Source organism: Flavobacterium sp. (genome assembly GCF_027483985.1).
Taxonomy (GTDB): Bacteria; Bacteroidota; Bacteroidia; order Flavobacteriales; family Flavobacteriaceae; genus Flavobacterium.
Genome location: NZ_JAIXTJ010000056.1, coordinates 146721 through 160629 on the forward strand (window position 1 = coordinate 146721; position 13909 = coordinate 160629).

The window sequence follows — 13909 nt, forward strand, 5'->3', positions numbered from 1 at the left end:
AAAAATGAGAAAATTAAGTTCTAATCAATCTCTGAATCATCGTCATCACGTTTTGTACCTATTTTTACACCTTCTCTACCAAAAACACTGCACTTGAAATCAATCTCGCTGATAATTTCAGGAAACATATTCTTCTTTTCTACAATAGATTTATAGATACCGTATATCAAAACGTTAATCGTCATTATTTGTAATTAATGTGTTGTTGTTGTTAACCGATAATATCCACAATTTATCTTGATAAGTGTTATTTAACTTAGATAAATACAACGATTGGGCTTCTTGCTCGTCTTCTGTTTTTTTCAAATAAACGTACTTAAAATTGTTAAGTGGATTAATTAAAACTTTAGGATTCAACCCTTTAGATTTTAATAAATTTAAAAAGTTAGTTGAATTTGAAGTAATTGAAAAAACATTGGCAACTAGATAATAACCTTTGGGTTCGTTTGGTATTGAAACTATTTGAACGTCAAATAATTGGTTGTTTAACGGTTCTTTAATAGAAGCAATTTGTTTAGTGTTATCTTCTTTTTTACTTAAATCAGCAATTAGTTGATTATTATTTTTATTAACGGCTAAAATCTGCATTCTATCCTCATAGGTATCATCTATTTTTGAAACATATTGGTCAACAAGCTGATTTAAATCATTGCCTTTTTTTAAATAAACATATCGAAAATTATTTAAGGAGTTTGTAAAAAAGTCGGCTTCAAACCCTTTAGTTTTTAGGAACGTTACAAATTCAATAGCGCTTTGCTCGGTTTTAAAAATATTAGCAATAATGTAATATCCAGATTCTGCACTAGATATAGACGCAGTTTGAACTTCTATTAGTTTATTGTTAGCATCAATGTATGAATTTTTTTTGTTTCTATTTATAGACGAACTTGTTTTATAATCTTCGATAAGAAAATCCTTGTTTGCTGGAATAAACTTTAAAAGATTTTTATTAGAAGCAATTTTTAACGGTTTATCATCGCTTGAAGCGTAAATAATTTCCTCATCAGATGGTGTAACCTCTACACTTAGTGCTGTAAAAAACATAAAACATCTATCACCATTTGATTTAAGTCGCAACGTCATTTCTTTGCTATTATTTTCAACAACACTATTGTTTGGATTTGGAATAGTAAACAAACAAGTGTCATAACCTAAAGTATTTTTACTATCTGGAAATCGATTTGAAAAATTTTGATTCTCGATAGTAATAGAACTGTTGAAAAAATTGGTTTCTTTTCTAATGTTCGTACTTAATGGCGTGAAAATCTTACTAGGATTTGATGTAAAAAGCAATTCATCACCAATTAAATTATTGTCACCTTCTAAAGCTGCACAAGCTATTTTAGCCTTCACATTTCCGTTAGGTAAAGTTTGAAAACCCGTAAAATTAATATCTGTTGACTTGTCTGTAACTCCAGCAAAGCCATCAAAACTAGTTACAAATTTTCCGCTCATATTTTGATCTTCATAAACCACAAAAATGGTCCATCCAGCAGCAACACCACCTTCGATTACACCTTGGGTAGCTTTAACATTGGCTACGGTAAATACACCTGATGGATTTGATAATTCTTTTACATAATTTGTAATATCGGCATAAACAGCATAAGGAGCAAACGCATCAAATTCATTTTTATTAGCGCCATCAAACAATACTTGTCCTGAAATGTCAACGTATTTATCTCGATTTGGTAATTTTAATTTTACATTAGAAAAACTTCCTCTTGATGGATCAGATGCAACAAACTTTTTTTCAGATTTTTGATATCCTGCAGCATACTTGTATGTTCCAGACCAATAAAGTCCGGCATAAACAATTTTTTTAGCGCTTGATTGTTCTAAATATAACTCGGCACTGCTAGATGAAAAAGTAGATTCATCTTCGTCAATATCAATATAAGCCATTTCAAATTCATCATTCAATTTAGCATAAGAAGTCAAATTGTAATAAGGCTCGTTTACTGAATTTGTAAAATCAACACGATTTACACTATTGTTTGCAATTACAGTTATGTCTCCTTTGACAAATCCTTGATAGCGCATCTTAAAAGGCACCGAAAGTTGTGCATAACTATAAACAGAACCTAATAAAATGGTTAACAAAACTATTTTCTTGCTGAAGTTTGTAGCATTCATAATCCTAAGTTTTTTAGATTTGGGTCTTTAAAACATTCGATACAATGGTTATTAACAATTCAAAAGTAGAATAAATTATCGACAAACCGCACTTTATTCCGATAAAACGCTATAATTTAGTGGTTTTTGGGTTTTTTTCTTATAATTAAATTTTAAATGAAAGATAAATCTTACGTGTTTTTTTGAAGTTATTAACAATTTAAAAGCGAATTTCTATTATCTTTGCTTATGCAGTTTTCAGAAATACTAGGTCAAGAACACATTAAAAATCACTTAATTAGAAGTGCTAGCTTGGGAAGAATTCCTCACGCGCAATTATTTATTGGTCCAGAAGGATCAGGAACACTAGCTATGGCTTTAGCTTATGCTCAATATATAGTTTGTCAAAATACTGATCACGAAAATTCAGGCGGAAATGAGTCTTGTAACCTTAAATTCAATCATTTACAACATCCGGACTTACATTTTATTTATCCAACAGTTACTACTGAAGATGTAAAAACTAAACCCAAAAGCATTGATTTCATTAATGATTGGCGCGAATTTATTTCTAATAACATTTACGGCAGCTTGTTTGACTGGTACAAAATGTTGGGCGTTCAAAACAAGCAAGGCGAAATTCGTGTAGATGACGCTCAGGAAATTTTAAAATCTTTGGCGTTAAAATCTCTTGAAGGAAGTTACAAAATAATGATTATTTGGATGGCTGATAAAATGAATATTGCGGCGTCTAATAAGCTTTTAAAACTTCTAGAAGAACCAACCGATAAAACGGTTTTTATTTTGATTTCTGAAAATGAAGAAGATATTATTCAAACCATAAGATCACGTTGTCAGGTTTTGCATTTTAACGGTTTACCCGAAAACACGATTACAGAAGCATTGGTTTCACGTGAAAAAATAGACGAAAAATTAGCTTTTAAAATTGCTCATCAAGCTCAAGGAAATTATAACAAAGCTTTACATATTTTAAAAGAAGACAATGAAGAACTTCCGTTCGAAAAATGGTTTGTTGATTGGATCAGAGCCGCTTTTAGAGCCAAAGGAAATGCTGCTGCAGTTCTAGAATTAATTACATGGAGTGAGCAAATTGCTAGTTTAGGCCGAGAAGCTCAAAAGAAATTTCTAAATTATTGCATTGATATGTTTAGGCAAGCGATGCTGCTAAATTATCAAGCAGAACAACTTGTTTACATGGAACCAACTGTTGACAAATTTAAATTGGAAAATTTTGCGCCTTTTGTCACCGGCAATAATATTACTGAGATATTCCAAGAGCTTTCTGATGCTAGCTATCACATTGAACGCAACGGAAATGCAAAAATAATTTTAACCGATTTATCAATAAAACTTACCCGTTTAATTCATAAAAAATAATCTATGAACAATACAGCTTCGGTTTTGGTATTAACCTTCTTAACCATTACTTTTATAATGTCTGCCCACGAAAAATTATTTCATTGGAATGATACTATGGCTTGGATGAAGCCACATTTTGAAAAAACAATACTTAAAAATTATGTTCCGCAAGCAGTTGGTGTCTTGGTTTTTTTTGAATTAATCGCCGGAATTTCTAGTGTTGTTGGTATTATTCAACTGTATGTTAATGGCGAAAGAGTTTTTGGATTTTACGGTGCTGTTTTTTCGTCAATTACTTTACTAATGATGCTTTTTGGGCAACGATTGGCCAAGGATTATGATGGAGCAAGAACCATTGCTATCTATTTTGTTGTTGCAATATTGGGTGTTTTTTGGTTAAGTTAATATGGTTTTAAACATTTAAACTTGCTTTAAACATTCTTAACTCTTCCCACGTGAATGCATCACCAAGTTGTTCTTTCATTGGTGTTAACGATTCTTCTTTGTATCCATAAAAAGCTTTGGTTAACTGTTCGATTTTATCTTCGGGCATTATATCGTTTATGCTAACCGCTTTGTCTTGAATAAGTTTAGTGAAATGTGATAATATAGTGGCAACCGTTAACTTTCTTAAATTAGCAATTTCTTCAATAGAATTTTTTTCTATCCAGAATTCGTAAGTTATTTGTGAAGTAGCTTTTTTAGGAACTTTATCAGTTTTCTTTTTCTTAGGTTCGTAGTAGCTAACCTCTTCTTTATCTTCTATCAAGTTTTGATTATTTCGCTTAAAATCTTCAATAACTCTCTCGGTTTTGTGAAGTTTATAATTCTTTATTTCAGAAGAAGATAGAGATTCTTTAGTAATGGTTTTTCTGCTAATGATGGTTTCCATTAGCAACTTGGCTTTCATCAATTTTAAAACCGCTTTGGTTTGCAAATCTTCTAACTCTAGCAATTCATCATAAAATTGTTTAACTTGTTTAATTCTTTTTACTTCTTCAATCTTATACAAAATTTCATATTCTAACTTGTCTAATTTATCAAAAAAGTAGCCATAAGCAGCCATAACTCTTTCATTAATAAATTGATAATCACTATTTTCTACAGAAAAAAGTTTGTTTAATTGTGAAATAAATTTTGAAGAAGGATCAATTATAGAGTCGCAAAGTTGCAATTGTTCAGCCGCCCAATTTGCGTGTTTAGATTTAACCGATTTATCGCTATCTAAATAACTGAACTTGTGATTTCTCCATTGTTGAGCAAGTTCAAGCCAATCAAAACTAGCTATCAAATAGTTATGAATAAAATTTTTAGTTTCGTGTTGCAATGAATTTTTCAAATATTCTTCAGATGCTTTATTCAAAGAATAGTTCATCACATCTTGATCGTTAGAAATACCATTCATTTTAAGCGGAGATAGCAAAATTAAGCCGTTTAAAGAGCGTAAACGCGAAAGCGCAACATAAGCTTGTCCTGGAAGAAAAACTTGTGATACATCAAGCGCTGCTTTGTCAAAGGTTAATCCTTGGCTTTTATGTACCGTTATTGCCCAAGCTAATTTTATCGGATAGTGTACAAAAGTTCCTAAAACTTCTTCTTGAACTTCTTTGGTGTTTTCATCTATTGAATATCTAATGTTTTGCCACTCATATTTTTCAACTTCGATAGTTTTATTTTCTTCTGGAAAATGTACCATAATTTCCTTTTCTGAAATCGATTCAATAAATCCCATTTTTCCGTTGAAGAATTTTTTATCAAACGATAAATCATTTTTGATGAACATAATTTGAGCTCCAATTTTAAGCTCCAATTTTTCTTCTAAAGGATAAATTTTATCAGGAAAATCTCCTGTTATTTCAGCATAATAACTCTTTACATTTCCATTTAGATCTAACAATGATTGCGAATTAATACTATCTGCTTTGGCGTTGTGAGTTGTTAAAGTAATGTAACCTTTATTGGCTTTTAAATCAAAATTTGGTTGCACAAATTGATTTAAAATTTGAATATCATTTGGCGTTATTGTATTGTTTCTTAGATTGTTGAGAACAGAAATAAATTGTTCATCTGTTTGACGAAAAATTTTAGAAAGTTCAATATATAAAGGCGGATTTTGTTCAATAACGTGTGCGTGAAAAAAGAATTTTCCTCTGTAATGTTGTTTTAAAGTTCTCCATTCATCGTCACGAATTACAGGCGGAAGTTGCAATAAATCACCAATAAAAAGTACCTGAACACCACCAAAAGCCTGCGTTTTTTTCCTAACGGATTGTAACATAAAATCCATTGCATCGAGCAAATCGGAACGTAACATACTCACTTCGTCAATTATGAGAAGTTCCATATTCTTAATTACCGATTTTTTTAAACCGCTCATTTTGAAATGTCTACGCAAAGTAGCACGACTTTCAAATTTGGAACTTTCTGTAAATTGCGGCACTGAATTGTCAGGCAAAAAGCCACCAAAAGGCAATTGAAACATTGAATGAATGGTAACTCCGCCAGCGTTTAGCGCTGCAATTCCGGTTGGCGCAACAACTATAGTATTCTTGTGCGTAGTTTGAATAATTTCTTTAAGCAGAGTGGTCTTTCCTGTTCCTGCTTTTCCAGTTAGAAAAACCGAACGATTGGTTTGATTGATAAATTGCAAAACATATTTTGCTTCTGCAGATACAAATTCCATGGCTTATATTTTAAAGAGCAAATATAAAAGTTTGTAAATCAATTTAAAAGAAAAATAAAATAAAAAAAATCCAAACTCTGTTTACAAACAAGAATTTGGAATCTTAATTTATGAATTACAAGAATTATTTTTTTGCAGCTTCTTTCTTATCTGCTGGTTTTTCTTCTTTTTTACCTTCAGATTTGTATTTATCGTTTACGATTTTGATCAATTCTTTTGTAATATCGTAACTGTCTTTCGCGTATAAAACTGTAGCTGCTTCACCTGTACCAAATACATAATCGTATCCTTTTTCTTTTCCGTATTCTTTGAATATTTTTTTGTATTTAGTTACTAAAGAATCCATTTCTTTACCACTTTCAGCTTGCAATTGTTGCAACATTCCTTGTTGAGCGTATTGTAACTCTTGTTCTCTTTGTTGCAATTCAGCACCTTTTTGTTGCGCCCAAGCTTGACCATTAGCCATTGCATTTTGTTTAAAACTTGCTGCTTCACTTTGAAACTTTTCTGCTGCAACTTTTAGTCTTGAATCCATTACATCGGCTTTTGCCTTATATTTTTCTTCAATATCTTTTTTCTCTGTTGATTCATCTAGCAATTTATTAGTGTCAATATATGCTGTTTTAAATTCTTTTGCGTCTGTTGAATTATTACACGAAATAATTGCTGCCGCCATTGCTAGACCTACTATAATTTTCTTCATTTTAAATTTGTTATTTTTTGTATTTGCCAAAAGTATAAAATTTTACTCTTAAAAGATAAAAAGTTACAAAATTGAATGCTTTTTATTGATATAATTGTTTGTTATTGATATAAAAAAGACCATAGTTATTTGCTATTAAAACCAACTTTAAATAAAGCGATTTAAGAGCAATTCTAATTTTCAACATCGTTTTGGCCATTAGTAGTCTTTTTTGTTTAAAATTCGCTTTTATTTTAATTTTTAGCGTTTTTTATCACATAAATATGGGAAGAATATTCTAAATTTTGACTTCCTTTCCAATTTGATAGTAAACCAATATAAAAAGCTTTGACAAAATTCATTTTTCCAGTTTTATATTTTTCAGATAATAAACTCACATAAAAACTATCAAATTTCATTGGTAGTACTTTTACTAATTCAAGATTTTGTTTTTGAAATAATTTTTGGATTGCTGTTTTTGAAAAATGCCATAAATGAATGGGTACATCATAAGCAGCCCAAAAATGTTTATAATGATTTGCATCAAATGATTTAAAGTTCGGAACAGCAATTAAAATGGTTCCATTGGGTTTTAGCAACCTTTTTAATTCAGCAATTTGATTTTCTAAATCGGGAACGTGTTCTAGAACGTGCCACATTGTAATTACATCAAATGAATTGCTTTCTAATTCTATTAAATCATTTACAAAAACAACTCCTTTTTTTTGAGCAATAGCTTTAGCTTTTTCGCTTGGTTCTTTTCCAATAATTTCCCAACCATCATTTTTTGCTACAGAAAGAAAATCACCAACACCAGCTCCAATATCTAAAATTCTTCCTTTAGGTGATTCTGAATTAATTAATTTCAATTTGTTTTTTAATGCAATTGATTTTACAAATTGATACATTTTTTCGAACAGCGATTTATTTCCATCAGTGTGGGAAATATAATTAACACTTTCGTAATAACTTGGTAGTTTTTCTAAACTAGGTTGTGGATGTGTAATCAACATATCTAAATCGGAATCATACAGCAACTCGAAAGTTTCTTGAGAAACGGAATGATCTTTTACGTTTAGAAAATGTTTAGTCTTGTCAATATTCATTAAAAATCTCTTATTTTATAGGCTGTGGCAAAGTTAGTTTCACGTGGAACAATTTATTTAACTGTAACGATGAGTTTCTATCTGCCCATATGAATTAATAAAACGGAAATATCACTTGGCGAAACTCCACTGATTCTAGAAGCTTGCGAAATGGTAACGGGTCTTATTTTGGTTAACTTCTGTTTGGCTTCAATCGACATTGATTTTAATTTTTCATAATCAAAATCAGAAGGTATTTTCACATCTTCAAGTCGCGTTAACTTATCAGCATTATTGCGTTCTTTTTCGATATAACCAGAATATTTTACATTTATTTCGGCTTGTTCAATAATTTCTTTATCCAAATCGTGCTCAGAAATATATTGGTGTACTTTTTCAAATTTAACGAAATCACCCAAATCAATTTGCGGACGAGAAAATACTTTAAACATTTTATCCGATTGCGTCATTGGCGAACTTCCTTTAGCTTCTAAAATTGGATTAGCTTCTTCAATGGTAACACTAGTTTCTTTGAAGAAATTTACCATTGCTTCACTTTTAGAAAACTTATCCTCCATTCTACGCATTCTTTTTTCTGAAGCTAGACCAATTTCAAATGATTTAGGCGTTAACCTAGCATCAGCATTATCTTGTCTTAATAGCGTTCTATATTCAGCACGTGAAGTAAACATACGATAAGGTTCTTCTGTTCCTTTGGTAATTAAATCATCAATAAGAACACCAATATAAGCCTCATCACGTTTTAAAATCATTGGTTCTTGTTCCTTAACTTTTAATGCTGCATTAATTCCAGCCATCATTCCTTGCGAAGCTGCTTCTTCATATCCTGTGGTTCCGTTAATTTGACCTGCAAAATATAATCCATCAATTAACTTAGTTTCTAATGTATGCTTCAACTGCGTTGGCGGAAAATAATCATATTCAATAGCGTATCCTGGTCTAAAAAACTTCACTTTTTCAAAACCTTCAACAGAACGTAAAGCTTTAAACTGAACATCTTCTGGAAGCGAGGTTGAAAAACCATTTACATAAACTTCTACTGTATCCCAACCTTCAGGCTCAACAAACAACTGATGTCTTTCTTTATCAGCAAAACGATTAATTTTATCCTCAATAGAAGGACAATATCTTGGTCCTAGCGATTTAATTCTACCATTAAACATTGGCGAACGATCAAAACCTTCACGAAGAATATCGTGTACTTCTAAAGATGTATAAGTCATATGACAAGACTTTTGATGTGACAAAGGTTTAGTTTCATCAGAATACGAAAACTTGTCTGGATCAACATCTCCAGCTTCTTCTTTCATTTTCGAATAATCAAGAGAACGTCCATCAACTCGTGGTGGTGTACCTGTTTTCATTCTTCCTGCTTCAAAACCTGCGTTAACTAAATCTTCTGTAATTCCATATGCGGCACTTTCACCAGCTCTACCTCCACCAAATTGTTTGTCTCCAATATGAATTAATCCATTAAGAAAGGTTCCGTTTGTTAACACAACAGAACTAGCTTTGATTTCAATTCCGAGCGAAGTTTTCACTCCTTCAATCTTTCCGTTTGTAATGATTAATCCAGACACCATTTCTTGATAAAAATCCAAATTTGGCGTACGCTCTAACATCAATCTCCATTCTTCAGAAAAACGCATTCTGTCTGATTGTACTCTTGGTGACCACATTGCTGGACCTTTAGATTTGTTTAACATCTTAAATTGAATCGCTGTCTTGTCAGATATTATACCTGAATAACCACCCAACGCATCAATCTCACGAACAATCTGACCTTTTGCAATTCCACCCATAGCTGGATTACACGACATTTGAGCAATGTTCTGCAAACTCATTGTCACCAATAAAGTGGAACAACCTAGATTTGCGGCAGCAGCGGCAGCTTCACATCCGGCGTGACCCGCACCAACAACTATAACATCATATTTTTCTAAAAACATATTCTATATAACAGAAAAAATCTGTTGTGAAATTTATTGTTCCACGTGGAACGTTACTAAATTTTGTACTTTGATTTATAAAAAACAATTAATGTTCCACGTGAAACATCTTAATTTTTTCATCTTCTTTCTGACGCATTAATAGCTCATCATCTACGGACTTATCTTTATAACCTGCATAGTGAAGTATACCGTGAATGATCACTCGCTTCAACTCTTCATCAAAAGAAACTTCAAAATCTGAAGCATTTTCCTTAACTCTATCAATAGAAATAAACAAATCACCGTGTAATTCGTTTCCTACAGAGTAATCAAAGCTAATAATGTCGGTATAATAGTCGTGATCTAGATATTGTCTGTTTATTTCAAGCAAATATTCATCATCACAAAACACATAATTCAAGTCACCTTCCTTTTTGTTTTCAGAACTAATCACACGTGAAATCCACGATGAAAAATCCTCTTCATTATCCAGTTTAAAATCTAATTCGTAATTAAAACTTATCATTTAATTTAAAATATTCTTGAACCTTTTGGTTAAAATTAGAGCGCAAAGGTAATGTTTGTCTGTTTAAAATTTCAACGCTATTCAAATATTCTTGCAAACGTGTTGGTAAAGCGTTGGAGGAATTAATAAATTCCTTTTTATTGGTCTCTGACTGACGCTTCTTTTCTTCTCCTTGTTGTTGCACCGCCTTTTCTAATTTCAACATTTCATACTTTAGATTAAGCATTTTCTGCAAGACTTCATTATTGAAACCTTTGTTTAATAACTGCTTTTCTATCTGCTTCATTTGATTCAAAGCATTTTGACCTTGACCACCTAAACCTTGTTTGTTTAATTCATTTTGCAACGCTTCTCTCAATTGCTGCTGCTCTTTAAATATTTCCATAATGGCTTTTGCATCACCTTCGCCATCTTCGCCGTTATCTCCATCTTGATTGCCTTGTCCTGAACTACCTGAACCACTTTTGCCATCTTTGCCGGATTTACCCTTACCGTCTTTACCTTCTTTCTGACCGTCTTTACCTTGACCTTGCTCTCCATCTTTACCCTCTTTCCCTTCACCTGGTTTAGAACCAGGCTTCATTGCCTTCTTCATCTTCTCGCCGAGTCCATCTTGCTTTTTAATAATATCCGGCAATTGCATTCCGCTACCTTGACCTGGCTTCGGTTTGCCTTTACCAGAACCTGACATTTGCATCGACATTTGCATATTGTTCATTATATCAGCTAACATATCAGCTAATTTATTTGCAGCACTTGTCGCAAATTGTTGGTGTGAAACACCTTTAGGAACGTTAGCATCAGCTAGAGTTTCTAAAGCTTTATCTACATTATACTGCACGTTTCCAACTTCGGTTGTAACTTCTTCTGCTATTTTCGGATTACGTAAAGACAGCGCAAACAAACTGTCATCAACATGTTTGAACTGTTGCTTTAAATCTTGTTGAATCTTAAGATTTTTATTGAACGCAGGAGAACCTCTTCTCAAACCTTTGAACTCTTTCATAACATTTTCTTGAGAAAATGAATAAGCCAAAAGATTATCTAGAATTTGACGTAGCATTGCAACATCTTCATCCATTTGTTCCATCTCACCAGCTTCCATACTAGCCTGCATATCCTGACTCATTTGCTTCATCTTCTTCGAAGCACTTTTTTGCTTTGGCTTAGCACCAGCTTTAGAATCTTTTTTTAATTCATCAGAAGCTTTCTTTAAATCATCATCAATACTTTTCTCTTTCGGAGCAGTATCTGGCAAATCAACTGGTGCCTTTAATTCTTTATTTTCTTTTTCAAGTTCATTTAATTCTTCTTGAATTTTGTCGAATTCTTTATTGATTTCCTCTTGTTTTTCAGTTGAATTCTCTTTATCATTCTCAGACAATTTATCTTGCTTTTCTGAAAGTTTATCTAACTTATCAGCAATTTGTTCGGCTTTCTTTTCGACGTAAAATTTCTTAGTTAATTCTACAAGTTGCTGCAAACTTTTAGTTTGATTTTTGCTTTGTTGTTTCAACTTATCCATCTTTTCAAACAACTCTTCTTTTTGCAACTTTTCATTTAACTTTTGCAATTCATCCAATAACTTCTTGTTTTTATCAATGTCCTTTTCAACTTTGTCAAGGCGTTCTTTCAGAAGTTCTTTATTCTCATCTTTCTTTTCGGTCTTAACTTTGTCAAGATTGTCTTTCATTTTCTCAGCAAAGTTTTTCATTAATTCATCCTGCTGCTTTTGCTTATTCAAGAAATCATTAACTTTTTGTTGTTCCTTGAATTCAAGATTATCTTTTTCTTTACCCATCTTTTGCAACTTCTCCATCTCGTTCATTTGCTTTTCTTGGGTTTTTAATGACTTTTCTAATGAATTAATATTATCATTTTGTTGTTGCAAAACCTGATCTTCTTTTTCAGATTCGGTAGCAATTCTATCAGAAAAAACAGTTGACTTAGTGCTTTTGAAATTATGAAAACTATCATTATCAAAAATCTCAAAATAATAGTCATAAGAAACACCTTCTTCGACTGGAAGATTACTTGGGAACGCAAACACAAATTGATCATAAATATCACGCTTTACAGCTATTGTTCCACGTTTGACAGCATTAGGTTTATTCTTAGGATAATAAACAACTTGCAGTTTAGATAAACCATAATCGTCAGAAACTTGGCCCAAAACATAATTTTTTTCAATTTTTAAACTATCTGGAGCTTTACCAACCGAAATTGTAGGAAATTGATCCTTAACAACAGCTATCTGATAGTTTAACTTCTCATAATTCTGCACCTTATTATTAGAAGTAACAATTTGATAGTCTGTATTTTGTGTAATACTTTTAGATAATATAAACTGATTATCTTCTTTAGCAAATGGAAACTTATAACTTCCGTCTAACCATTCTACTTTTTGTGTAGCTAAAGTGTTCATACGCCACGTAACACGCGTTCCTTCGGGAAGTACAGCGTTTCCAGTTCCTTTAATAATTTCAGATTTTTTATTTAAATAACTTGGGAAATTCAATACCATTTCAAAATTTGCAATTGATGGAACTGTCACGACATTTAATTCATACTCATTTGATGAAACATCATTTGCTTCGATATGAAATTCTAAATTTTCCTTAGGTTTAGGAATAACGAATTGAAATTCGCCAGCCTTACTAGTTTCCATAAAATAACTTTCATCGCCAATAAAAATCATTGCATTTTCAGGAACTACTTTTCCTACAGTCTTTACTTTTAAAACAAAATCTTTGTTCTGTTCTGTTTGCAAATTTGAATTCAATACTTGAAATTCAAAAGGTGCTGGCGGCAAAAATTGTTGTTTATAATTTACTACACGATTAAAACTTTGAGAAATAATATCACTTTGTCCTGAAATCATAAAAAACAAAAAGAACAAAATTGGGATAATTGCTAAAGGCAAATACTTTTTATTAGTTCCGAAGTTAATTGCATTTCCAAATGGAATCGGTTGTAACGTATTAGCTTTTTGTTCAATAGAAGCCACCAACAATTCAGATTTATTAGTATCATCAGATAATTGTAAAAAGTTGGTAAGCTTATCACCTACTTCACTAAAATGATTTCCAATAATTTTTGAGGCATCGTCATAATTAATTCCTTTTTGAAGCTTGAATAATTTAAAAATCGGAAATAAAATAAATCGTAACAATAGGAAAAGTTCCACGGCAATGAATGTCCAAAATAAAACTGTTCTCGCGGTAGGTTTTAACCAAAGAAAATATTCCACAAAAAGTGTAAAAAGAAAATACAACAAACCAATTCCGACGAAGAAAATTGTTCCACGTAGCAACTCATTTGTGTAAAACTTCTTAATAAACTGTTCGAGTTTACCGAAAATTATGTTTTGATGTTCCAAAATTGTTAATCATTTGTTTATAACCGATAAAAGTACAAATTTATACTTACGATAAAAGTTAAATCTTTGTAAAAAGGAATGTGTATTAAGATTTGAGTATTAAGTAT

10 protein-coding genes are annotated in these 13909 nt (G+C 31.6%); 2 read left to right on the forward strand and 8 right to left on the reverse strand.

The genetic code is table 11. The features are described from left to right. Positions 1-20: 20 nt before the first annotated feature. Entirely contained in the window at positions 21-185 is a 165-nt protein-coding gene (locus Q0050_RS14525) for a hypothetical protein (protein WP_298397456.1), read from the reverse strand. Continuing rightward, positions 175-2136 carry a hypothetical protein gene (locus Q0050_RS14530; RefSeq protein ID WP_298397458.1) on the reverse strand — a complete coding sequence of 654 codons (1962 nt, stop codon included), beginning with the start codon at positions 2134-2136 and terminating at the stop codon, positions 175-177. The genes Q0050_RS14525 and Q0050_RS14530 overlap by 11 nt, the downstream gene beginning before the upstream one ends. A 228-nt stretch (positions 2137-2364) precedes the next feature. Between Q0050_RS14530 and Q0050_RS14535 the strand changes: the two genes are divergently transcribed. After that, positions 2365-3513: a DNA polymerase III subunit delta' gene (locus Q0050_RS14535; protein ID WP_298397460.1), complete on the forward strand. Its 1149-nt coding sequence runs from the start codon at positions 2365-2367 to the stop codon at positions 3511-3513. Between the two features lie 3 nt (positions 3514-3516). Then, positions 3517-3900, forward strand: a complete 384-nt coding sequence (locus Q0050_RS14540; RefSeq protein WP_298397463.1) for a DoxX family protein — start codon at positions 3517-3519, stop codon at positions 3898-3900. 7 nt (positions 3901-3907) lie between these two features. Here the strand turns inward: Q0050_RS14540 and Q0050_RS14545 are convergent, their stop codons facing one another. The 6 genes from Q0050_RS14545 to Q0050_RS14570 form a co-directional block, all read right to left on the reverse strand. Next, positions 3908-6178, reverse strand: a complete 2271-nt coding sequence (locus tag Q0050_RS14545) for a helix-turn-helix domain-containing protein (protein ID WP_298397466.1) — start codon at positions 6176-6178, stop codon at positions 3908-3910. A gap of 124 nt (positions 6179-6302) precedes the next feature. Next, complete coding sequence (locus tag Q0050_RS14550) at positions 6303-6881, reverse strand: OmpH family outer membrane protein (protein WP_298397469.1); 579 nt, start codon at positions 6879-6881, stop codon at positions 6303-6305. Positions 6882-7114: 233 nt separating this feature from the next. Then, positions 7115-7966, reverse strand: coding sequence for a class I SAM-dependent methyltransferase (locus Q0050_RS14555; RefSeq protein WP_298397471.1), 852 nt, complete (start codon positions 7964-7966; stop codon positions 7115-7117). Between the two features lie 77 nt (positions 7967-8043). Next, positions 8044-9915, reverse strand: coding sequence for a tRNA uridine-5-carboxymethylaminomethyl(34) synthesis enzyme MnmG (gene mnmG, locus Q0050_RS14560; RefSeq protein WP_298397474.1), 1872 nt, complete (start codon positions 9913-9915; stop codon positions 8044-8046). A gap of 88 nt (positions 9916-10003) precedes the next feature. Beyond that, positions 10004-10423: an rRNA maturation RNase YbeY gene (gene ybeY / locus Q0050_RS14565; RefSeq protein ID WP_298397477.1), complete on the reverse strand. Its 420-nt coding sequence runs from the start codon at positions 10421-10423 to the stop codon at positions 10004-10006. Beyond that, positions 10410-13802 carry a DUF4175 family protein gene (locus Q0050_RS14570; protein WP_298397481.1) on the reverse strand — a complete coding sequence of 1131 codons (3393 nt, stop codon included), beginning with the start codon at positions 13800-13802 and terminating at the stop codon, positions 10410-10412. Before Q0050_RS14570 ends, ybeY begins: the two co-directional genes overlap by 14 nt. Positions 13803-13909 lie beyond the last annotated feature (107 nt).

Bases quoted from the DNA above. Each gene is read 5' to 3' on its own strand.
- ybeY (WP_298397477.1), bottom strand. From the start codon at position 10,423: ATGATAAGTTTTAATTACGAATTAGATTTTAAACTGGATAATGAAGAG.
- Q0050_RS14550 (WP_298397469.1), bottom strand. From the start codon at position 6,881: ATGAAGAAAATTATAGTAGGTCTAGCAATGGCGGCAGCAATTATTTCG.
- Q0050_RS14540 (WP_298397463.1), top strand. From the start codon at position 3,517: ATGAACAATACAGCTTCGGTTTTGGTATTAACCTTCTTAACCATTACT.
- mnmG (WP_298397474.1), bottom strand. From the start codon at position 9,915: ATGTTTTTAGAAAAATATGATGTTATAGTTGTTGGTGCGGGTCACGCC.
- Q0050_RS14530 (WP_298397458.1), bottom strand. From the start codon at position 2,136: ATGAATGCTACAAACTTCAGCAAGAAAATAGTTTTGTTAACCATTTTA.
- Q0050_RS14555 (WP_298397471.1), bottom strand. From the start codon at position 7,966: ATGAATATTGACAAGACTAAACATTTTCTAAACGTAAAAGATCATTCC.
- Q0050_RS14545 (WP_298397466.1), bottom strand. From the start codon at position 6,178: ATGGAATTTGTATCTGCAGAAGCAAAATATGTTTTGCAATTTATCAAT.
- Q0050_RS14535 (WP_298397460.1), top strand. From the start codon at position 2,365: ATGCAGTTTTCAGAAATACTAGGTCAAGAACACATTAAAAATCACTTA.
- Q0050_RS14525 (WP_298397456.1), bottom strand. From the start codon at position 185: ATGACGATTAACGTTTTGATATACGGTATCTATAAATCTATTGTAGAA.